This is a genomic window from Acidicapsa ligni (assembly GCF_025685655.1).
Taxonomy (GTDB): Bacteria; Acidobacteriota; Terriglobia; order Terriglobales; family Acidobacteriaceae; genus Acidicapsa; species Acidicapsa ligni.
On sequence record NZ_JAGSYG010000004.1, the window covers coordinates 90,240 to 110,985 of the forward strand.

Genomic DNA, 20,746 nt, shown 5'->3' on the forward strand with positions numbered 1-20,746 from the left:
TGACTCGCTAGACTAGTCAAGCAACCTGTTTTTTTTAGGCACACTTTTTCTTAGAAGCGGAGAACCGACTCACCATGGTCACAAAATCGCCCACGCAAACGGTGGCAAGCAGCGCTCCGAGTTATGTCGGTCCGTTTATTACCATTACGATTCTGTATTTCATCTTCGGGTTCATTACCAACCTGAATATGTCTCTGGTGCCGCATCTCAAGTCAGTTTTCGATTTGCCCTGGCTGGAAGCGGCGTTTGCTACGGGAGCATTCTTCACAGCGTATTTCGTCTTTTCGACGCCGACCTCGATGCTGATCGAGCGGATCGGCTACAAGCGGACGATTGTTGTTTCGTTGCTGTTGCAGGTGGTGGGCGCGCTGCTTTTCCTTCCAGCGGCTTCGAGTGCGAGCTTTCCGCTGTTCCTGACGGCGGTATTTGTGGTGGGTGCGGGCGTCGCGGCCTTGCAGACTTCGGCTAATCCTTATGTGTCGGCGCTTGGGCCGGAGCATTCGGCGCCAATTCGCCAGAATCTTGCCCAGGCATTTAACTCGACGGGCGGCATGATTGCTCCGCTGATCGCGGGCGAGTTCATTCTGAAGCACAAGACGCTGCATTCCTCCGCCGAGGTTGCGCTCATGTCGGCGCAGCAGCAGATGGCCTACAAGGTCAGCATTGCCGAGACGGTACGTTTGCCGTACATCATTATTGCTGCGGCTCTGGTGCTGCTGGCGATTGCGGTTTCGTTTGCGAATCTGCCGGCGATCACTGCGACGCGGGATTTTCGACCGGCGAAGGATGGGGATGCGCTGCTGAATCGCAGCATCTGGTCGTACCGGCATACGGTGCTGGCGGCTATCGGGATCTTTGTTTACGTGGGCGTGGAGGTTGGTCTGGCCAGCTTTATGGTCGGCTACTTCGGTTTGCAGGCTGTGGGTGGGCTCTCCTTTGCGGAAGCTTCCAAGTTGACGACGTTCTACTGGCTTGGGGCGCTCATTGGACGTCTGTTGGGTGCGTGGATCATGACCAAGGTCAAGGCCGGCAAGCTGCTGGGCATCTTTGGCATCGCTGCGACGATCTGCCTGTTGATCTCGATGAACACCACCGGGCAGGTCGCTATCTGGAGCCTGATTCTGTGCGGATTCTGGAACTCGATCATGTTCCCGAATATCTTTGCGCTGGGTATTACCGGACTTGGGCCGATGACGAGCAAGGGGTCTGGTCTGATCATGACGGCGGTTGTTGGAGGCGCGATTCTGCCAGTAGTGCTTAGCGGCCTGATCGACAAGTACGGCTTCTACGTCGCGGCGGCGCTGCCTGTTGTCTGCTATCTGTATATCGCCTTTTATGGGCTTGTCGGACACAAGCCTACGGGTAGTTCAGAAACCTCGCCTGTCGCTCTCTAATCGGGCGTTCTCTAACCTGGCGTTGCCGGGGGAAGTCATTCCCCCGGCGGCTAAAGCCGATTGATTGGATTCTCTTTCGGCGTGCTGAAGCCGCACCCTTTCAAAACAAAGGCTTTTGAATGCATCTGGAGAAGATGGTCTTCTCCAGGCTATGGGCGAAGACGCCCGGTTGTCGTCATGTTACATTTGTCTTCCACGGAGGATTCGCTGCATGGCTACGGGAATGACCCCGGCAACAGCCCAGACAAGCGAAGCTGGCCAGACAGCTACGCAGACGATGGATTTGCAGCAACAAGTGGCGCGATTGCAGGCGTTGCTTGAGGTTTCGCGCCAGGTTCATTCGACGGTTCATGAGTCGGAAGTGCTGGAATGCGTGCTGCGTATCGTGGTTCGCGAGCTGGAGATGGCGGGCGCTGCTTTTTCAGGGACAGAGCTGACGTATGGCGATGCTCCTCAGAAGTCAGAGGAAAGCGGTCTTCACGGCATCTATACCTATCCGCTGAACGATAGAGAAGGTAAGCGGATGACCGACCTGATCGTCTCTCCTCCGGACGGTCGCGAAATTACGCTCTATGAAGTGGACTTTCTGGAGGGGCTTGCGCTGCAGGCTGCGGTAGCCCTGGAAAATGCCCGCAACCACGAACGCAATCTGCAATGGGCGCGTGTGCAGCAGGATCTGGACGCGGCGCGGCAGATTCAGCGATCCCTGCTGCCGCAACAGATGCCGTCGGTGCCTGGATTTTCAGTCGCGGTTCGTTCGCAGACCTGCTACGAGGTTGGCGGGGACTATGTGGACATCATCACCATGCCTGAGGGTGGAATCATCATGGCGGTGGCGGATGTGGCTGGAAAAGGGCTGGCGTCGGCGATCATGGCGACCAGCTTTCGCGCGGCCTTTCGGGCGATGGCTATCACTGGCATCTCGCTCGATCTGCTGGCCACGCGGATGAATCAGCATCACTGGCTGGAGGGAGAAGAGGCGCGGCGACGGTATGTGACGGCGATCTTTCTGCGGCTGGACCCGAAACGCGGCGAGGTTGAAATCGTCAATGCCGGACATAATCCGGGGTTTGTCATCACTCCGGACGGAAAACAGCATCAGATAGAAGCAGCGGGTACTCCGCTGGGACTGTTGCCGGGGATGACTTACAACAGCGAACGATTGAGTTTTGCCAAGGGTAGCCGGCTGCTTTTCTACACGGACGGATTGACGGAAGTCTTTCTGGAAGAAGAAGAATTTGGTCAGGATCGGCTGTTGGCGGAGTTTTCTAATACTCCAACCGGCAATGCCGATGGTATTCTCGATGCACTGTGGGTAGCTATCCACGGATTTGCTGGCGGTGGACCCCAGGAGGACGACATGACGGCTCTTGTGCTGTGCCATCTGCCGACCTCTGAACGCGCCGAGTCTCAGAACGGGAAGGCATCCGCATGAGCGCGACACCCCGCACGACCACAGTCGAAGTTCGTTTGCCCTCACGATTGGGCTTTGAAAAGGTAGCCATGAGCACAGCCGCTTCGGTGGCCAAGCTGATGGGTTTTCGTGAAGAGCGGGTTGAGGATCTCAAGACGGCGATTGCCGAGGCCTGTATTAATGCCATTGAACACGGCAATCGGCTAAACGAAAAACTGTCTGTGGGAGTCGTACTCTCAGCAGGAACAGATGCGCTTGAGATCAAGGTGATGGACGACGGCAAGGGAATGGGTGCGCGTCCGACCAAGCCGGATATTGACCGCAAGATGCATGGCGAAGAAGACCCACGCGGTATGGGTATGTTTTTAATTCAGGCGCTGGTGGACGAGGCGGAATGGGTCGTCGGCACCAACGGCAAAGGCAGTTATGTCCGGCTGGTCATTCGCCTGGATAAAGAAGAAGCATAAATTCCGAAATCATAACCAGAAATACGGAGATAGAATTCCAGTGCAAACCGATACCAAGTCGCGAATTGACCAGGTCGGATCCCCAGCCGGCAACCCAGTGACTGTCCTTCGATTTGAAGGCGACATCTCCAGCGCGTCCAAGGAGGCCGTCATCGGTTCCTACCAGGGCCTTTCGAAAGCGACGGTCAAGACTGTTCTGCTGGATTTCACCAAGGTCGAGTACATCAACTCCAGCGGCATTGCGCTGGTGATTCAACTGCTGATGGAAGCAGCCAACGCAGGGCAGAAAGTGCTGGCGTTTGGGCTTTCACCGCATTTCCAGAAGGTCTTCACCATGGTGGGAATTACCAAATACGCCGGGCTGTTTCCTGACCAGGCGGCTGCGCTCGCGACTGTTTAAGACGGAACGAACGGGTCGCTGTCTTCCCGAGGCAGCGACCCTAAACTGCATATTTTAATAGATTTATCCTCTTTTACTTCTCCTTTTCTGAGTGCTATCTCTCCAATTTTCCAGATGGCAACCTGCGATGCTATGCCGTTCGTTGCGGCGCGAACTTGCGCTGAATTTCAGTAGAGCTTTCTGGTGTGCCTTTGGAAGCCTTTTGGGGTCAGCGAGTTGCGAAATGTTTAAAATATGAGTGAAAGACGCGCATGTTTTATGAATCCATAGTGCTATAGTTTCATCAGATTGTATGAGCGGCTGGGACTCAACTCTCAGGCCCCGCAACAAACCAAGCACTTGGAGGAATTCCCAATTATGTTTATTCGCCGTTTGTACCCTATTCGTGAAAATGCAGCGCTTCAGAGCCGCGTTAATTCGTTTTTTCAGGATCTCGCCAAGGAAGGTAGTGCGACTGAGAACGGTTCAGAGGTTGCTGGCACGTTTGTTCCCGCCGTCGATATTTATGACAACGGTGAGAAGGTAGTGCTCAAGCTCGAAATCCCAGGCGTGAAGGAAGAGGATGTGGATATTCGCATCGAAAACCAGACGCTGAGCGTTCGTGGGGAGCGCAAATATGAGGCTGAGGAGAAGCAGGAGAACTTCCAAAGGGTGGAGCGCCATTACGGCAGCTTCCATCGCTCCTTTAGCCTGCCGATCTCGGTTGACGCGGAGAATGTCGGTGCGACATATGAGGCTGGCGTGCTGAAGCTGGAGTTGAAGAAAAAGGCCTCTGCGCAGCCGAGGCAGATCAAGATTGGCGCCGTTGTTGGTGCTGCTGCCGGCGCTGCTGCTGGCGTTGCTGCTTAAAAAACGGGGCAGGTATCGCCTTATTGAAGGACTGAAACAGAACGTTGGTCTGGGATTGGTAAACCTGAAACTGGGATTGCCGATCCCGGCAATTTTTGAGAAGCAAAGCGCAAGGCCGCATGATCGAATCTAAATAGAAGCAAGAGGCGAAGAGAAGAATGGCTATTCGTTGGGACAAACTTACTGTTAAATCGCAGGAAGCAATGCAGCAGGCAATTGGGCAGGCTACCGAACTTGGGAATCCTGAACTGCAGCCGGTGCATGTGCTGCTGGCGCTGATGGCTGACCGCGAAGGCGTGATTTTGCCGGTGCTGGAGAAGATTGGTGTTCCAACGGAGCGCCTGGAAAGTGAACTGCACGCCATTGAGGAGAAACTGCCTCGGGTGTCGGGTACGCAGGGGCAGCCGAACCTGTCGAACAAGCTGAACAAGGCTGTCGAACAGGCATTCAAAGAAGCTGCGAATTTCAAGGATGAGTACATCTCGACGGAACATTTGCTACTGGGACTGGCCCGCGAAAAGGGCGATCCAGCGGTGGATGCGTTGTTGGGCGCAGGCGCGACGCATGACGCGATTCTGAAAGCGCTGACGGCGGTACGCGGGTCGCAGCGTGTGACGGATCAGAATCCTGAGGGCAAGTTCCAGGCGCTGGAAAAATACGCCAAGGACCTGACGGAGCTGGCGCGTCGCGGCAAGCTGGACCCGGTGATCGGGCGCGATGAGGAGATTCGTCGCGTGATCCAGGTGCTGAGCCGGCGAACGAAGAACAATCCTGTGCTGATTGGCGAACCGGGCGTTGGTAAAACAGCTATCGTTGAAGGGCTGGCGCGGAGGATTGTTTCTGGCGATGTGCCGGACCTGCTGCGGGACAAGCGCGTGATCTCACTGGATCTCGGATCGATGCTGGCGGGCGCGAAGTTTCGTGGCGAGTTTGAGGATCGTTTGAAGGCTGTGCTGCGGGAGATTGACGAGTCGGGCGGACAGATCATTCTGTTCATCGACGAGTTGCATACGCTGGTGGGCGCGGGCGCTGCGGAAGGCGCGATTGATGCCAGCAACATGATGAAGCCTGCCCTGGCGCGCGGAGAATTGCGGGCCATTGGTGCTACTACGCTGAATGAGTACCGCAAGTACATCGAGAAAGATACTGCGCTGGAACGGCGCTTCCAGATTGTGTATGTGGGCGAGCCGAATGTCGAGGACACGATTGCGATTTTGCGTGGACTTCGCGAGCGGTATGAGGCGCATCACAATGTGCGCATCAAGGACTCGGCGATCGTGGCTGCGGCTACGTTGTCGCATCGTTATATTTCGGATCGCTTTTTGCCGGATAAGGCGATTGATCTTGTCGATGAGGCTGCAGCTTCGTTGGCTATCCAGATCGGCAGTGTGCCTACGGAAGTGGACCAGTTGGAGCGTGAGGCCACGTCGCTTGAAATTGAGCGAGCGGCTCTGAAGCGTGAGACGGATGCGAACAGCGTTGCGCGACTGGCGGTGATTGAACGCGAGCTATCCACATTGAAAGAGCAGATCAATGGATTGCGGGCGCGATGGCAGCAGGAGCGTGGTGCGATCACGCGTATCAGCGAGTTGAAAAAGAACATGGAAGCGCTGCGCTTTGAAGCGGAAGAGCAGACGCGCAAGGGGCAACTCGATCGTGCGGCGCAGATTCAGTATGGTGACCTGCCACGCATGGAAGCTGAGCTGAAAGAGCTGAGTGCATTGCAGGATTCTGCTGCGGGGCACAATCGTTTGTTGAAGGAAGAAGTCGACGAGGAGGACATCGCCAGGATCATCAGTAAGTGGACGGGGATTCCTGTCTCGAAGATGTTGGAAGGCGAAGTGAAGAAGCTGGTGCAGATGGAAGGACGTCTGCGTGAGCGCGTGGTCGGGCAGGATGCTGCTTTGACGACTGTGGCAAATGCTATTCGTCGTTCTCGCGCTGGGCTGTCCGATCCAAAGAAGCCGATTGGCAGCTTCATTTTCCTTGGTCCGACGGGCGTGGGTAAGACGGAGACGGCTCGTGCCTTGGCTGAGTTCCTGTTTGACGATGAGCAGGCGATGGTGCGCATCGACATGAGCGAGTACATGGAGAAGCATGCTGTTGCACGGTTGATTGGCGCGCCTCCGGGGTATGTCGGTTATGACGAGGGCGGGCAGTTGACGGAGGCTGTGCGTCGCAGGCCTTACTCGGTAATTCTTTTCGATGAGATCGAGAAGGCGCATCCGGATGTGTTCAATGTGCTGCTGCAGGTGATGGATGACGGGCGATTGACGGATTCCAAGGGCCGTACTGTGGACTTCAAAAATGCAGTGTTGATCATGACTTCAAATCTGGGAGCGAATCTGCTCCAGCCTGAGTTGATCAAGACGGAGCATGATTACGATAAGGCTCAGGAGCAGGTGATGCGCGTGTTGCGCGAGCATTTCAGGCCGGAGTTTCTGAACCGTGTGGATGACATTGTTATCTACAAGCCGTTGGGTTCGGCGCAGATGCATCGCATTCTGGATATGCGTCTGGATGAGGTGCGCAAGCTGCTGGAAGGTCGGGCGATTTCGCTTGAGCTTACGGAGGCGGCGAGTCAGCTTATCCTCGCGACTGGGTTGGATGCGGCTTATGGTGCTCGTCCGTTGAAGAGGGCGCTGCAGCGGATGGTGCAGGATCCGCTGGCGATCAAGATACTGAACGGCGAGATCGAACATGGCTCGCACGTGCGGATCAACGTGGATCGCGAGAGCAACCATTTGAGCTTTGAAGTCATGGGCCGCGAGGCTATGGCGTAAAGCTTGATTGGTGCTGATACTTGAAGGGCCGGGCTTATGCCTGGCCCTTTTTTCTTGCCCTAAAAACCTTGCTCTAAAAACAAGGGAATTTGGGTGTCTGAACTGAGAGTGCTTTAGTTATGCTGGGCCACGGCTACGCGGAGAATGCCTTGATAGTCCGGAATGAAATGGATCTCTTCGTAGTTGCTGGCTTTGAGTAATGCTTCGATGGCGGGTTGCTGGCCATAGCCGATTTCCATTACCAGCCAGCCGCCGGCGAGTAGCTGTGCTCTTGCATCGGGGATCAATCGTTTGTAGATTGCGAGGCCGTCTTCGCCTGCGAAGAGTGCCGAGTGCGGCTCGTGTTGGCGCACTTCGATGGAGAGCGAGTCGTGATCCAGCGATGGGATATAAGGCGGGTTGGAGGCGATGATGGAGAAGCGCTGCTGGGCGAGTGGTGTGAGCAGGTCGCCTTCGAGAAAGTTGATTCTGTCGGCGACTTGATTGTCGGCGGCGTTCTGGCGGGCTATCTTCAGTGCGGCATCGGAGAGGTCTGTTGCAGTGATTCGGGCGGTAGGCAGGGCGTGTGCCAGGGCTACCGCGATTGCTCCGGAGCCGGTGCCGATGTCTGCTATCTCTGGGTTGGAGAGGTCGTTTGCCAGGCGTAATACTTCTTCGACCAGGTGCTCTGTCTCTGGTCTTGGGATGAGAACGCCAGGTGCGACGGTGAAGGATAGCCCGAAGAATTCTGCCTTGCCGAGAATGTATTGGAGGGGTTCGCCTGCTTTGCGGCGGGCTATCCATTCGTTCAGGATGGCGGTGTTGGTGGCCGAAATTTCATCGTCCCAATGGGCGAGGAGCCATGCGCGGTTTTGTTGCAGAAGATGCAGTAAAAGTGTCTCCGCATCCAGACGGGCGCGGTCTGGATGCGGGCTAGTCAGTAACTGAGCCTCGGCTTGAGAGACTGACTGACGCAGCGTTTGCATTACGCGGCCTGGGCGGAGTCGGCTTTGAGTTGCTCGGCCTGATAATGGCTGATCAGTGCATCGACGATGGATTGCAGGCGCCCTTCCATGATGAGGTCAAGCTGGTGCAGGGTAAGGCCGATGCGGTGATCGGTGAGGCGGTTCTGGGGGAAGTTATAGGTGCGGATTTTTTCGCTGCGATCACCGGAGCCTACCTGCTGTTTGCGCTCTTTGGCGAGGGCGTCATGCTGCCTCTGCATTTCGACTTCGTAGAGGCGGGAGCGGAGGACGCGCATGGCCTTTTCGCGATTTTTGATCTGCGATTTTTCGTCCTGGCAACTTACAACTGTGTTGGTGGGGAGATGCGTGATGCGGATCGCGGAGTAAGTCGTATTGACGGACTGTCCACCAGGGCCGGAGGAGCAGAAGGTGTCGATGCGGAGGTCTTTGGCTTCGACCTTGACGTCGACTTCTTCGGCCTCAGGGAGCACGGCTACTGTGATGGCTGAGGTATGCACGCGGCCTTGTGTTTCGGTGGCGGGGACGCGTTGTACGCGATGAACTCCGCTCTCGTATTTCATCTGCGAGTAAACGCGGTTGCCTTCGATGAGGGCGATAACTTCCTTGAGGCCGCCTACGGCTGACTCAGAGGAGGAGAGAATTTCAATCTTCCAGCGATGCTGTTCGGCGAAGCGCTGGTACATGCGGAAGACCTCGGCTACGAAGAGCGAGGCTTCATCGCCGCCGGTGCCTGCGCGGATTTCGACGATGACGTTCTTCTCGTCGTTGGGATCTTTGGGTAACAGCATGATTTTGAGCTCGGCCTCGATCTCTTCAAGGCGTGGCTCGAGCGCGAGCAACTCTTCGGTTGCCATGGCGCGGATTTCTTCGTCGACTTCCTGGAGCATGAGACGCGCTTCCGCGATGCCCTGGCTGACGCGGGTGTATTCGCGGAACTTCTCGACCTGGTCTTCGAGGTCGCGATGAGCCTTTGAGGTCTTGTGATACGCTTCGCGGTCGTTCTGGATCTCCGGCAATGCGAGCTGCTCGCCAAGTGCCAGGTAGCGATCCTGCATCTGTTCTAGACGGTCAAACATGGGTCACTCTCGTATTTCTTGGCCACTTGTGCGACTATCGGCCGCGATGTGGCTCACTCTGCTTAAAGTTCGATGATTGGATTGGGAAATTGGGCGCAGCACAAGATAGGCGGCGGGAGCCGCTAGAGAAGCGCCGGGATGGGCTGGTGGAGAGCCATCGGTCTCCTTTATTTTAGCTCAAAAATGGATTGACGATTTCAATTCCGTCGATTCTACGGTCGGATTTCATCTCCAGCCGTTCGAGTTTCCTGTTTCTGAAATCTAGTGAAGCCTGGCAAAATTTAAGGATGCGTTACTTCACGATGGGCAGCACTAGCTGAGATTTGTGTTTTTCGTCCGAATACACGGTTACGGTCGCTGGTCTATAGTCCTCAGGTTTAGCGGTCATGATGTTGGCGACGAAGGTTTGCGGGTTGCGGTCGTAGAGCGGGAACCAAGTACTTTGGATCTCCACGATTAGCGTGTGGCCTTTTTTGAAGACGTGATCTATGTCGTGCAGGCTCCACTGGAATTCATTGACTTCGCCGGGTTTCAGCGCGTTTGGCTTATCAAATCCTGTACGGTAGCGGCCGCGGAAAATTTCCATGTTGGTCATGAGTTGAAAGCCGCGCATGGTGGGATCGGGGTCGTCGTCGGGATACTGGTCGATGAGCTTGGCTACGAAGTCTCCATCGCTTCCGGTGGTGGAGGCGAAGATGTCGGCGATTACTTCGCCAGTGATGGTCAGGTCATGATCGAGGACTGGCAGCTTCCAGACGGCGACGTCTTTTCTATCGGTTGCGAAACGCTGGTCTTCGAGCATCCATGTGTACCATTTGGAGCCGGAACCGTAGGTCGGCTGGATAGGGCGGTGGCGGTAAGGAACGGGATTGGCGGGGTCGGAGAGGTAGCTTATTTTGCCTGGGGTGCAGGGCGATCCGGCGGCTATGACTCCGGTGCCGCTGAGGCAGAAGCTGGTCTTCGTCGCGTCGGCGGGAGGGAAGTGGGCGTAGCGCTTCCAGGTGTTCGATCCGGTCTGGAAGCTGGCGGTATCTTCAAGATCGAAACCGGGCTCGTCTTTCAGGTAGTGTGCGAAGAATTTGGCTTCGATCTGGGAGCGATATTCGTTGCCGATGGATTGGCCGTACTGAAGCGCGCCGAGATGCCGCGATGAGGACGACCATGATCCATGACGCCAGGGGCCGAGGACGAGGAAGTTCTTGTGATCGGTATCGTGGGGTTCGAGGCTGGCGTATTCCTCCTGTGGGCCATACATGTCTTCCTGATCGTAGTAGCCGCCGACGGTGAGGGTGGGGACGGTCACCTGGGTAAGGTGGTATTCGACGCCGCGAGAGTGCCAGAAGCTATCGTAGGCGGGGTGTTCGAGGAAGGCCTGCCAGGTGGGCAGTTTTTCTTTCACACCAGACTGCCGGATGTCTTCAATGAGCGAGCCGCGATGGAGGAAGTAGTCGTAGCCATCCAGCGTCTTGCCGTTGGCGTCTTTGTACTCCACGTCGGTCATTTCTTTGCTGGATTCGAGACTGTAGGCGTAGTCGTAACCATAGGTCTGGCGAAAGGCGCCGTTGTGAAAGAAATCGTCACCTTTCCAGACATCGATCATGGGCGCTTGTGGCGAGATAGCTTTGACGGCTGGATGGGGGTCGATGCCGGCCATCATGGATAGAAAGCCGGGATAGCTGGTGCCGATTACGCCTACGCGGCCGTTGTTATTGGGGATGTTCTTCAGCAGCCACGCGATGGTGTCGTAAGTATCCGTGCTTTCGTCAATGGCCTTGGGATCGTGGTGGTCGGCGAGAGGGCGCATCATTTTGAATTCGCCCTCGGACTTGAAGCGGCCGCGGATATCTGCGCCGACGTAGATGTAGCCTGCACGTGCCAGTTCTGGCCGCTGAGCAAAAAAGCTGGCTTCGGTGGAGTCATCCACACCGTAGGGGGTGCGCTGCATCAGGAATGGAACGGGAGTGGAGATATCTGTCGGCGTGAGGATAACGACATGCAGCTTGACTCCATCGCGCATGGGAATCATCTCTTCTCGGCGATCGTAGTGGTGGAAGAGATGATGCACGGCGTCACCGGTGCGGGTGAGCGTTGCGTCGAGGTCGCCATGCGTGCTGATGGTGAGTGTTCCGGCGCTGGCAGAGGGGGTAAAACGGTAGGTAATTTGAGGATTGCGAGAGGTGAACTCTGAGGCAGACAGGGCTGTAAGGGCGGACGGGATGCGCCGCTCGCTCTCGATGTAGAGCTTGCCGTCCTTTGCGTAGAAGCTCAGCGGAGTGTCTGGCTCAGTGGAGTCGGTATATTCGCCGGAGACGGCATCAAGCTGCGACGCGGTGAGCGTTACAGGGGAAGACTGAGTCGTTTGCGCCAGGGTTGGCAACGAGACTGCGGCAAAGAGAAGAGAAGTTGAGACCAGCCAATTCTGAAGCAAAAGCACCCTCCGGATCAGGGGTCAGATTAGCATGCTGGAAAGCGAGTGGATTGATTCGCTCTTGCTTAGTGCGAGTGACCGGCGTGGCTGTGGGCATGATCGTGGCCGGAGTCTGCGGCCATCTCATTGACGGGTACAACGCATCCGTGGGTGACTTCGCAGCCGTCGCACTCGAACTGGATGGTGGTGTGGTGAATATGGAACTTATCCTTGGCCAGGGCATTGATCTTAAGCAGGATGCAGTTGCTCTCCGAGGGCGGAATGTCGTTGATCTGTATATGGCAGGCGAGCGCATGGGATTGTGATCCGAGGCTCCAGACATGCAGGTCATGCACGTTGATCACGCCTTCAATTGCTTCCATTCCTGAACTGATTTGCCCGAGCGTAAGTCCTCGCGGCGTTCCTTCGAGAAGGATGTTCATGGTTTCGCGAACGATATCGACTGAGCTCCAGAGGATGAGCGCGGCAATGATGAGCGATAGGACGGGATCGATCCAGTTCTGGCCGGTAAGCAGGATACCGACGCCACCTGCGATGACTGCGGCGGTGGAGAGCGTATCTCCTGCCATGTGGACGAAGGCGCTGCGCATGTTGACGTCGCGGGCCACGCTCCAGAGCAGGGCGGCGATTACGCCGTTCATGATGACGCCAGCGGCGGCAACCCACATCATGAGCCGTGGCTGGACTACGACTGGCGCGCTCAGGCGATGGACTGCTTCGATTGCAATCCAGAGCGCGATCACGATCAACGTGGCCGCGTTCAAAAACGCTACGAGAACGCCTGCGCGCTGGTAGCCAAAGGTCTTGCGGGAGTTCGGTGGGCGGCTCTGGAAATAGACCGCGACAAACGACAGAGCGAGTGCGAGAAAGTCGGACATGTTGTGCCCGGCTTCTGATAGCAGGGCCAGGGAATGCGCCCGCAGCCCGGCAAGCAGTGTGAGCGCAACGTAGGCCAGGGTGGCCAGCATGGAGATCCAGAGGATCCTGCCCATTTTTCCCGACGGTGTGGCGTGGACATGCACATGCTCAGTGTATGCGCCCCGTGAGACAAGGGCAAAGTTATCGCGGCGTTGGCGCTGGACAGAGCCCCAGGTGGTCTTCGTTAAGTTGAAACAAATCTGCGAGAGAATACGTCTGCGAGCAGGTAGAACCAGTAGGTAGGACTAGTAGGTAAAACTAGCAAATAGAACCAGCTAGTAAGACTAACAAGTAGAACGAAGGAGAATATTTTGTCAGAAATGATTCAGATCAAGAGTGAAGCAGCAGATGGATTCGAGTTCGGTGCGCTACATGCGCAGCCGGTTGGAGAGCGCCGGGGTGGCGTGATCGTTATCCAGGAGATTTTCGGAATCGATCACTATATTAGCGAAGATGTAAGCCGCTGGGCGAAGCTGGGCTTCGAAGTCCTCGCGCCCTCGATGTTCGATCGGCAGAAACGAGGTTTTGTCGCGGAGCATGATTCTGCCGGCCTGACGGAAGGTGTGAGTCTGCACGGCCAGGCCAAAGTGGAAGATGCATTGGCCGATCTTGCTGCGTGTATCGCTTACCTTGCGCCACGCGGGCCGGTTTTCATCACTGGCTATTGCTATGGCGGAAGCATGGGATGGCAGGCGGCGGCACGGCTTGACGGTATTGCCGCGGTTTCCAGCTACTACGGCGGTATGATCGCGCAATTTGTCGATCTTGCACCTAAATGCCCGATCATCTGCCACTTTGGCCGGAAAGATCCGCATATTCCTGCCGACGGCATTGCTGCTGCGATCCATGCAGCGCAGCCGGGTGTTCCGGTCTACATATACGAAAATTCAGGGCATGGTTTCAACAACGATGGTCGCCCGGATTCCGATCCCACGGACGCGGCGTTGGCTCGCAAGCGCACCCTGGAGTTTTTCGTGGCAAACGGAGCGAATAACGGGGCGAAGTAAAGCAATAGGCAACCATTCTGCATGACTAGCCGGGTAGATTAGCCGACCTGGTGGCTGCGATGGTTGAACTCATCCTGAAGCGGGGACCAGATGTCGGGTAACCCTTCGCGCAATCCGCTCCACCGCTCGGCAACCAGGATGCTGTTTTCCGGGCTGCCGGGCTGGTAGCGGATGGAGCAGGGCATGCCGAGCTTGACCTGGGCGGGGTCGAGAATTTCGCGCAGAGGGGTGATGTCCTGCGAGCACTCGTAAATGACCCCGGAGATCTCGTAACCGTAGAGAAGCATGTCGCGCGTAGTGCCGTCTTCGGCGGTTACCTGGAAGCCGTCGAGCAGGGATCCGTCGACGATGCGACCGTAGCTGGCGAGTACCTGCCGTCGCTCATACTCCAGCTCATCGGCAGAGTGCCGGTTGCGTTTGAGCCACCAGAGCCCACCTGCCGCTGCCAGTGCAATGCCAGCTGCCACCGCCGCAATCTGCCATTCGCGAACTGAAATCTGAACCATGATGAATGGGCGAGCCCCGGACCGCCCGTTCAGAGAATACCGCAGCATCCCATTCTGAGGGGAGCTGCAAAAGTTGCATTGCAAGTCATTGGCCGATCGGAGCGGATTGCGCATCGAGGCGGTGAGCGCTTAGCTCTGTGCAGCACTTTCAAGATTGCTGCCATGATTGAGGTTGAGATTGCGGCCACGGGGCTGGTGTTGCAGCGTGTCGCAAAAGGGCTGGAGCAACTGGAACGGCTTGAGCAAATGCAGCAATGAAGCACTTTCAATCATAGCGATCTTGTTACTTAGTCGCCGATGGCGGAGCAGCAGATCCGTTCCAAAGCGTCTGAGGCAAGCTGCAGATGCCGCCTTTATCTGCGCTATACTGAAGGTTGCGTGTCTTTTGAGCCCTGTCTGAATAGAGGGCTGAAGGCAGGCAAGAAGGATAGTTTCTTGGCCTCGAAAACCGCTACCATCGCGAAAAAAACTGCAAGTCCTGCGGCGCCGGATGCCTCTCGCGCAGGCCGCATTCGTTCTACTACGGTTATCTGTGTTCGCCGCAACGGCTCGGTCGTAATGGCTGCCGATGGGCAGGTTACGCTGGGTGATCACGTGCTCAAACACTCCGCGAAGAAGATTCGCCGCCTGTATCAGGACAAGATTCTGGCTGGCTTCGCTGGCTCGACCGCGGATGCTTTTTCACTCTTCGCACGCTTTGAGGTAAAGCTGGAGCAGTATGCCGGTAACCTGGGCCGCGCTGCTGTTGAGTTGGCGCGTGACTGGCGTACGGACAAGATGTTGCGCAATCTTGAGGCGCTGCTGATTGTTGCCGATATCGGGCAGACTTTTCTTATCTCTGGTTCGGGTGATGTGATTGATCCGGATGAGTCGATTGCTGCAATCGGTTCTGGTGGAAGCTATGCCACAGCGGCTGCACGTGCGTTGCTTGAGAACACGGATCTCAGCGCCCGCGAGGTTGCGGTGAAATCGATGAAGATCGCAGGTGAAATCTGCATCTATACCAATGACCGCATCACGGTCGAGGAACTGCACCAGGAATCAAAAGAAGAGACGACAAAGGAGTTGCAGGCTTAAGGCTCACGAGCTGCCACCTGCCCGTTTTTCCTATGGCCATATACCTCCCAGGAACTGCCGAAGATCAGGATGTCGCGCTGGATGAATTGACTCCGCGCGAGATTGTTGCCGAGCTGGACAAACATGTTGTCGGCCAGCGCGCCGCGAAGCGTGCTGTTGCGATTGCGCTGCGGAATCGTACGCGCCGCCAGAAGCTGCCGCCCGATCTCGCTGAAGACATCATGCCCAAGAACATCATCATGATTGGGCCTACCGGTGTGGGCAAGACGGAAATCGCTCGCCGCCTGGCAAAGCTTACCGACTCGCCGTTTCTCAAGGTGGAAGCTTCGAAATTCACCGAGGTAGGGTATGTCGGGCGCGATGTGGAGTCTATGATTCGTGATCTCGTTGAGATTGCTATCGACATGGTTCGCGAAGAGCGTCTTGAAGAAGTAGAAGATAAGGCGGAAATGAACGCCGAAGAGCGGCTGCTTGATCTGCTGTTGCCTCCGCCGCCTGAGGCCCAGCAGCCGGTGCAGGAAGGCCAGCTTAGCCTGCCGGGATCGGATAGCTACCAGCGGTCGCGCGAGAAGCTGCGTCAGCAGTTCCGCGAAGGCAAGCTGGATGATCGCCAGGTGGAGTTGGATGTACGCGAGCGCAACTCTCCGCAGTTGGGAATCATCTCCAGCCAGAACATCGAAGACATGGATATGAGTCTCAAGGACCTGTTGCCCAACATCTTTGGCGGAAGCAGCAAGAAGCGCAAGATGAAGGTGAATGAGGCCTTTGAATATCTCATTCAGGAAGAGGAAAGCCGTCTCATCGATATGGATCAGGTGACGCGCGCGGCTGTGGAGCGTGTGGAGACCAGCGGCATTATCTTCCTGGATGAGATCGACAAGATTGCCGGACGCGAAGGCGGGCATGGCCCGGATGTTTCGCGTGAAGGCGTGCAGCGCGACATTCTGCCGATTGTCGAAGGAACGACGGTCAACACTCGCTACGGCATGGTGCGGACAGACTTCATCCTGTTCATCGCCGCAGGAGCGTTCCATGTTTCGAAGCCTTCGGATTTGATCCCGGAGTTGCAGGGACGTTTTCCAATCCGCGTGGAGTTGCAATCACTGACAGTCGATGATTTTCTGCGCATCCTCACGGAGCCCAAGACTTCGTTGACCAAGCAATGCATCGCGCTGCTTGAGACGGAGGGCGTGCGGCTTGAGTTCTCTCCGGAGGCGTTGCGCGAGATGGCGGCGTTCGCTTTCCGCGTGAATGAGACGACGGAAAATATCGGCGCCCGGCGTTTGCACACAATCATGGAGCGCGTGCTGGAAGAGATCAGCTTCCTCGCGCCGGATCTTGCGCGCGTGGCAAAGGACTCGGAGCAAGCCGACTCGATTGCCAAGGCCATCAAGGATGAGTCCACTACACCGTTGCCGTACCAGGAGCGTGAGACGCAGACCGGGACGGAAAAGGTCTTCCTGATTACGCCGGAGTACGTGCGGCACATGGTAGCAACCATTGTTAAGGATCAGGATCTTAGCCGCTACATTCTGTAGGCTGATTTCTGGATTTACCCTGTTCTCTTTTCTGACGAGTCGCACCGGCTCGTCAGAAAAAAACAGGATTCATGCGGGTGTTTTATTCTTCTATTTTTACTTTTCTATTTCTATTTTTCTATATTGAGCGCTTCGAGCGTACGCAGTGTCTCAAGCATCCTGCTGAGAGCTATTTTCCCAACGGTATCTTCAAATTCCTTTTGTAGTTTGTCGAATGTGCCGATGACGCGCAGGGCGCTTTTCTTTCCCTGTGGCTTCAATGTTAGAAGATAGGCGCGCGCGTCCTCAGGATCGATCTTGCGTTGGAGCAATCCTTTCGCTTCAAGCGATGATACGCAGTGACTTACATTGCCGCGCGTAGTGCCAAAGGTCTCAGCCAGCAAGGATGGCTTGACGAGATTGGGCGCTTCGAAAAACATGGCGGCAAGAACCAGCCCTTCGAGAAAGCTCAGGTTATCGTCAGCTAGAACCTGGGCAGTTAGAGATTCAAAGCGCCGAGCCGCCCGCTTGACTGCAAACATCGGACTCTGCTGGAGAAATGCATTGATGCGCATGAACTGTTGCTCCTTGCTGTTGCTCCTGATTGTTACCCTTCGATTGTTCAAAGTAGTTTACACGCTCAACTATTCATCGTCACATCAAATCATCATTGCGCTTCTAATTCTTTGCGTTCACCATGACTAAGTGCCTATATTGACATTGAGAAATCCAATTCGTTTTACTCTTGCTCTTCTGCTTGCGGCTGGTGTTCGAGTATGCGCCGCGCAGGATACACCTGCTCCACAACCCGAGGTAGCTTCGCATCCCGTACTTACGCAGCCAGTACTACTTCCGCATCCGGCGGAGACGATGGTGGTGCTGGGATCGCCGGTACCGGTGCCGTTGGCGGAGTCGCCCAGCGCAGTGCTGGTGTTGCCGCTGCGTCAGAATGAACTGTTTCTCGCAACGCCGCTCGATCCGTTGCGCAGCGACTCGTCTATCTTTTTGGAGCAGCGTGGAGCTGGTGGAGCGCAGACGGACGTAACTCTGCGCGGCGGCAGTTATGAGCAGACACTGGTGCTGTTGAACGGCTTCCGCATCAACGATAGCCAGGCCGCACATCATAATCTCGACTTGCCCGTTCCACTTACGGCGATGGATTCGATCCAGGTGCTGCACGGAGCGGGATCGACGCTGCATGGAGCGGATGCTCTGAGTGGTGTGGTCGATTTTATAACTGCTGCACCCAAGGCAAATTCCATCGAGGTCAACTCGGGCTTTGGCAGCTTTGGCAGCAATGAGCAGGCGCTAACGGCGGAGTTGTTACGGCATGCATGGAGTGACCGGCTTACGGGAAGCCATAATCTTTCGACTGGATTTATCACCGATCGCGACTATCGCAATGAGACTGCTGCAAATGAAAGCTGGCTTGGCTCGCGGCTTGGACTGAGTGATTTGTTATTGGCAACAAGTGACAGGTCTTTTGGCGCTGCGGGATTTTATGGGGACTATCCATCGTGGGAGCGGACGAAGGGATGGTTTGCAGGACTGCGGCAGGAGCTGGGCAGCGAGACTCAGGCGGCCTTTGCTTATCGCCGGCACACGGACGATTATGTGCTGATTCGGACCGACCCGGCGGTCTACGAGAACAACCACATCGATAGCTCATGGCAGGGTTCGCTACGCAGGACGATATCTTTTGCGGGCTCGTCCGTGGTGCTCGCGGGCCTTGAGGCGGATGGCGACAGTATCAACAGCAATAACCTCGGACAGCATGCGCGCAATCGTGGCGCGGGTTATTTCGATATTGATCTGCGGCCAACGAAGAGCCGTTGGAATCTCTCTGCCGGTGTTCGCGAAGAGGGATTTTCAGGCGGCCAATTTGTGGCCTCACCGCATCTGGCCGGGAGTCTGAGGATTGCGAATGCATTCAAGATTCGCGCCAGCGGCGGATATGGATACAGAATTCCAACGTATACGGATTTGTATTATTCAGATCCAACGACGATCGGCAATCCTAACTTAAAGGCGGAGTCGGCGTGGACGGGCGATGGCGGAGTGGATTGGAATGCCAACTCGCGACTTTCGCTGTCGATTACCGGATTTTATTCGCGGCAGCACGATGCTATCGACTTTGTTCGTGCCACACCCGAATTGCCGTGGGCAGCGGTGAACCTCAGTGGCTTGCACTTCGGTGGTGTGGAGTCGTCCGCGACATGGCTGGCTACGAAGAGGCAGACCATCCGGATTGCGTGGACCTCGCTGGTGGGCGCGCAGGATGCTTTGCATGGATTGCAGTCGGAGTATGTCTTCAACTATCCGGTGCAGAACGCGCATTTCGAATGGACCTCGGTTGTTGGCCACTGGTTTACTGTGCGTAACTCATTGCAGGTTGCGCAGCGGTATCAGCAGACGGCTTATCCGGTATGGGATGTTTCATTCACGCATGAGTCGGATGCACATGACACGATGCGGATTCGGCCTTACCTGCGGCTGGCAAATCTCAGCAATACTGGATACCAGGAGATTGTTGGAGTTGCGATGCCCGGGCGGTCGATTACCGGCGGTGTTTCGATTCGACTGGGCAACTAGAGCACGCCGGAAAAGATGTGGCTGCTGCGTCCAGCCATACCCGAGTTTTAATATTCGCGAGTCTTACACGGCCGCTCCGCAAGGCATCTTTTCCGCATCCCATAACGAGCACGCCCCGTCGCAAACGGGGCACAAACAGGGCAAGGAGAGATGCATGTCGACACCTGAGAATCATCACAAGATCAACTACATCGAGTTCACTTCGACGGATATTGAAAAGACGAAGAGCTTCTATTCTGCTGTCTTTGGATGGAGCTTTGAGGATTGGGGTCCGGAGTACATCAGCTTTACAGGGCTGGGCATCGATGGCGGCTTCGCGAAGGGCGATGTGAAGGCAGGCGGGCCCTTGGTGATTCTTTACTCCAACGATCTTGCGGCGACGGAGAAGGGTATCGTTGCTGCGGGTGGGAGTATTACTGTGCCGACATTTGAGTTTCCAGGTGGGCGCCGGTTTCACTTTTCTGACGGCGTTGGAAATGTGCTGGCTGTCTGGTCACGTTAGGCGAATTGAATGGGAATGATCGGATAGAACCCGATGCGTGTTGGGGGTAACATTGGCTTCTCCCATCCTTATGCGACAGGACTGCATAAGGATGGGCACGCGGAAACTTGCTGATGTCTAAATGCAAACGATCTGACCTGAAGGATTCTGACCTGGAGCTAGTTCACACGGGCAGGCAGGAAGCCGGGCTTTTGTTCTGTCAGCTCGTCTCGTACTAACTGCAGGCCGTAGATGCAGCGATCGAACCAGTCGGAGAGGCGCGCGAACATGGGCGCTTCTTCGGCGTATTCCGCTACGTCGAACTGGCTCACAATGTAGTAACTTTCCTTGCCAACCTTGACCAGCTCTTCAAAGCTTTGCTGACCGTGCCTTCTGCGATACGGGTCCATCGATTCGGGGTACATGCCGGATACGAACAGGGCATAGTCTCCGATATGTTTACGCACAGCGCGCTCTTCATCGAATGAGGCAGCCGTGCCGTGGACTGGATCAGCGGCGCGCACCATTTCTTCGATGGCGTTGATGGGCTTACCGTGTTCGTCGCGAACTTTGTACAGCTTCTTCGCTTCACTGAACTCGCACAGTAGATTCGCGACGTATCGGGTGATCGATGCATCGTGTATGCCGAGTTTTCCGGCATAGCTGTTGCGGACCATTTGCTGGAAGAAGGGTTCGAGTGGATGAGTCTCAGCTTGCATACACGCCTCCTGTTGCTCCGCTGGGCGCGGAACCGATCTGGGGTTGTGTCCGTGATCTGAGACCTAAGTTTCAGACCAAAGGTTCGCAAGTTGTGCAGTGCCGGATTCCGCATCAGAAACGGGATGCCCGTCACCGCCGATTAACCTTGTATT

18 protein-coding genes are annotated in these 20,746 nt (G+C 55.9%); 11 read left to right on the top strand and 7 right to left on the bottom strand.

Features of this window, described 5'->3' with window-relative positions; genetic code table 11:
- Positions 1-74 precede the first annotated feature (74 nt).
- From OHL19_RS14640 to clpB, 6 genes are all read left to right on the top strand, one after another.
- Positions 75-1,394: a sugar MFS transporter gene (locus OHL19_RS14640; protein WP_263358463.1), complete on the top strand. Its 1,320-nt coding sequence runs from the start codon at positions 75-77 to the stop codon at positions 1,392-1,394.
- Positions 1,395-1,605: 211 nt separating this feature from the next.
- Positions 1,606-2,829 (top strand): PP2C family protein-serine/threonine phosphatase, encoded by a 1,224-nt coding sequence (locus tag OHL19_RS14645; RefSeq protein WP_263358464.1) that lies wholly within the window; start codon positions 1,606-1,608, stop codon positions 2,827-2,829.
- Positions 2,826-3,275: an ATP-binding protein gene (locus OHL19_RS14650; RefSeq protein ID WP_263358465.1), complete on the top strand. Its 450-nt coding sequence runs from the start codon at positions 2,826-2,828 to the stop codon at positions 3,273-3,275. The genes OHL19_RS14645 and OHL19_RS14650 overlap by 4 nt, the downstream gene beginning before the upstream one ends.
- Positions 3,276-3,315: 40 nt before the next feature.
- A complete protein-coding gene (locus OHL19_RS14655) occupies positions 3,316-3,675 on the top strand; it encodes an STAS domain-containing protein (protein WP_263358466.1) in 360 nt (119 codons plus the stop codon).
- 357 nt (positions 3,676-4,032) lie between these two features.
- Positions 4,033-4,524 (top strand): Hsp20/alpha crystallin family protein, encoded by a 492-nt coding sequence (locus tag OHL19_RS14660; RefSeq protein WP_263358467.1) that lies wholly within the window; start codon positions 4,033-4,035, stop codon positions 4,522-4,524.
- A gap of 158 nt (positions 4,525-4,682) precedes the next feature.
- Complete coding sequence (gene clpB / locus OHL19_RS14665) at positions 4,683-7,307, top strand: ATP-dependent chaperone ClpB (protein WP_263358468.1); 2,625 nt, start codon at positions 4,683-4,685, stop codon at positions 7,305-7,307.
- 113 nt (positions 7,308-7,420) lie between these two features.
- Here clpB and prmC read toward each other — a convergent pair whose 3' ends face one another.
- The 4 genes from prmC to OHL19_RS14685 all read right to left on the bottom strand — a co-directional run bounded on the left by prmC (position 7,421) and on the right by OHL19_RS14685 (position 12,768).
- The gene (prmC, locus tag OHL19_RS14670; protein WP_263358469.1) at positions 7,421-8,272 is read right to left on the bottom strand and encodes a peptide chain release factor N(5)-glutamine methyltransferase; all 852 of its coding nucleotides are present in this window, start codon (positions 8,270-8,272) and stop codon (positions 7,421-7,423) included.
- Entirely contained in the window at positions 8,272-9,348 is a 1,077-nt protein-coding gene (prfA, locus tag OHL19_RS14675) for a peptide chain release factor 1 (RefSeq protein WP_263358470.1), read from the bottom strand. The genes prmC and prfA overlap by 1 nt, the downstream gene beginning before the upstream one ends.
- A gap of 292 nt (positions 9,349-9,640) precedes the next feature.
- Positions 9,641-11,776 (bottom strand): CocE/NonD family hydrolase, encoded by a 2,136-nt coding sequence (locus OHL19_RS14680; RefSeq protein WP_263358471.1) that lies wholly within the window; start codon positions 11,774-11,776, stop codon positions 9,641-9,643.
- A gap of 65 nt (positions 11,777-11,841) precedes the next feature.
- The gene (locus OHL19_RS14685; RefSeq protein WP_263358472.1) at positions 11,842-12,768 is read right to left on the bottom strand and encodes a cation diffusion facilitator family transporter; all 927 of its coding nucleotides are present in this window, start codon (positions 12,766-12,768) and stop codon (positions 11,842-11,844) included.
- Positions 12,769-13,014: 246 nt separating this feature from the next.
- Between OHL19_RS14685 and OHL19_RS14690 the strand changes: the two genes are divergently transcribed.
- Positions 13,015-13,701, top strand: a complete 687-nt coding sequence (locus OHL19_RS14690; RefSeq protein WP_263358933.1) for a dienelactone hydrolase family protein — start codon at positions 13,015-13,017, stop codon at positions 13,699-13,701.
- 38 nt (positions 13,702-13,739) lie between these two features.
- Here OHL19_RS14690 and OHL19_RS14695 read toward each other — a convergent pair whose 3' ends face one another.
- Positions 13,740-14,207 carry a hypothetical protein gene (locus tag OHL19_RS14695; protein WP_263358473.1) on the bottom strand — a complete coding sequence of 156 codons (468 nt, stop codon included), beginning with the start codon at positions 14,205-14,207 and terminating at the stop codon, positions 13,740-13,742.
- 435 nt (positions 14,208-14,642) lie between these two features.
- Between OHL19_RS14695 and hslV the strand changes: the two genes are divergently transcribed.
- Both hslV and hslU read left to right on the top strand, forming a co-directional pair.
- Complete coding sequence (gene hslV, locus OHL19_RS14700; RefSeq protein WP_449701830.1) at positions 14,643-15,284, top strand: ATP-dependent protease subunit HslV; 642 nt, start codon at positions 14,643-14,645, stop codon at positions 15,282-15,284.
- Positions 15,285-15,316: 32 nt separating this feature from the next.
- Positions 15,317-16,822: an ATP-dependent protease ATPase subunit HslU gene (gene hslU / locus OHL19_RS14705; RefSeq protein ID WP_263358474.1), complete on the top strand. Its 1,506-nt coding sequence runs from the start codon at positions 15,317-15,319 to the stop codon at positions 16,820-16,822.
- 110 nt (positions 16,823-16,932) lie between these two features.
- On the opposite strand, the gene OHL19_RS14710 is transcribed toward hslU, so the two are convergent.
- Entirely contained in the window at positions 16,933-17,376 is a 444-nt protein-coding gene (locus OHL19_RS14710; protein ID WP_263358475.1) for a MarR family winged helix-turn-helix transcriptional regulator, read from the bottom strand.
- A 139-nt stretch (positions 17,377-17,515) separates the two neighbouring features.
- Between OHL19_RS14710 and OHL19_RS14715 the strand changes: the two genes are divergently transcribed.
- The gene (locus tag OHL19_RS14715; protein WP_263358476.1) at positions 17,516-19,393 is read left to right on the top strand and encodes a TonB-dependent receptor plug domain-containing protein; all 1,878 of its coding nucleotides are present in this window, start codon (positions 17,516-17,518) and stop codon (positions 19,391-19,393) included.
- Positions 19,394-19,547: 154 nt separating this feature from the next.
- Positions 19,548-19,895 carry a VOC family protein gene (locus OHL19_RS14720; protein ID WP_263358477.1) on the top strand — a complete coding sequence of 116 codons (348 nt, stop codon included), beginning with the start codon at positions 19,548-19,550 and terminating at the stop codon, positions 19,893-19,895.
- Positions 19,896-20,053: 158 nt separating this feature from the next.
- Here the strand turns inward: OHL19_RS14720 and OHL19_RS14725 are convergent, their stop codons facing one another.
- The gene (locus OHL19_RS14725; RefSeq protein ID WP_263358478.1) at positions 20,054-20,593 is read right to left on the bottom strand and encodes a hypothetical protein; all 540 of its coding nucleotides are present in this window, start codon (positions 20,591-20,593) and stop codon (positions 20,054-20,056) included.
- Positions 20,594-20,746: the final 153 nt, after the last annotated feature.